The sequence below is a fragment of the Clostridium sp. 1001275B_160808_H3 genome (assembly GCF_015550425.1).
Taxonomy (GTDB): Bacteria; Bacillota; Clostridia; order Clostridiales; family Clostridiaceae; genus Clostridium.
Genome location: NZ_JADNAT010000007.1, coordinates 1 through 1,353, shown reverse-complemented (window position 1 = coordinate 1,353; position 1,353 = coordinate 1). Strand labels below are relative to the sequence as shown.

Annotated in this window: 1 protein-coding gene; it reads right to left on the bottom strand. The window is 24.1% G+C overall.

Annotated elements, in window-relative coordinates; translation table 11 throughout:
- Positions 1-124: 124 nt before the first annotated feature.
- Positions 125-1,150 (bottom strand): NERD domain-containing protein, encoded by a 1,026-nt coding sequence (locus I2A75_RS06710; RefSeq protein ID WP_195263705.1) that lies wholly within the window; start codon positions 1,148-1,150, stop codon positions 125-127.
- Positions 1,151-1,353 lie beyond the last annotated feature (203 nt).

Genomic DNA, 1,353 nt, shown 5'->3' with positions numbered 1-1,353 from the left:
TAGATCTCCATATTTTACACAATCCTCTAATTAATATATAACAAAACAAAGGACCTCGCGTTTCGCGAGGTCCTTTAAATTTATAAATTTTTCTACACCACAAAAGCCAAAATCATAGATAACTTTATTCATTTAAAATTTTCAAAATGCCATCACCATATTTTTCAATCTTCACTTCTCCAAAGCCAGAAACATCTTTTAGTTCTGATTTTGTCTTTGGCATTTTTTCTAATAAATTAGTCATTTGCTTATCAATATTATTTGTAATATAATTATTATCCTTATTTACAGTATTGCTTTGCAGATTATAAATACTATTCTCATTAATTTTTTCTGTATCTTTAAATTTATCTTTAAGTATTGTTTTATTATTTTCTTTATCATTATAAGCATCAACTAATTCTATTAACTCACGATACTTTTTTAAAAAACTTAATTTGCTAGGATTATGTAATGCAAGCAATTGTTCTGCAACATCCTTCATTTCCTTATCACTTAATGCCATTAACTCTGATTTAGCATTAACTTCTTTCATGTAACTAATAAGTTGATCTGCTTTAACAACCTTATCTTTAATTTCTTTCTTAGCATATCTTGAATTTAAAACTGTTTTAGGATTAGCCAATACTACTATTGATTTATAATTATCATTAAAATATTTATCAAAAAGAAACTTAGAAATAAAATTACTTTTAGACTCTTTCTTTATCCTCTTTAATACTTCCAAGTGCCTTTCATTTTGAGTTATTGGAGAATATATTCCTTCCTTTATAAACCTTCCATTGAAATTATAAGTTCTTATGAAATTTCCTTGTGAATTTATTTCTATATTACCTATAAGATTCTTACATTCAATTATAAATATAACTTTTCTTGTTACCACTATATAATCAATTTGTGCAGATAAATCTTCACTTTCTAAACATATATCATGCAATATATACATTGGTATTCCACTATTTTTAAGCTCAAAAGCTATATTATTCTCTCCAAATTCCCCAAGAGTTGCAATCTTTAATTCTTTTTCTATTTTTCCCTTTAACCCTTCTGGTGCTCTGCTATGTAATTCCTTTAACTTAGAAATATAATATTTTGATTCACTTTCTTCCTTTAAAAATATAGGTTTATCTAGTTTATTAAATAAAGCCATTTTGTACCTCTCATAATAATTAAATTAAATATATATAAATTATACTTTATAAATGTATATATTTATATAATTTTTATCAATATTTTACCAGATTTTATTTTTACTGGCACTCGAAATTTTTATATATGTAAATTGAAAAAGTAACTTCCGTTTTTTTACTTAAACAGAAGTTAGTCTTGCAAAGTATCTGATATAATTAATTT

Coding starts and splice junctions, on each gene's coding strand:
- I2A75_RS06710 (WP_195263705.1), bottom strand. CDS start 1,150: ATGGCTTTATTTAATAAACTAGATAAACCTATATTTTTAAAGGAAGAA.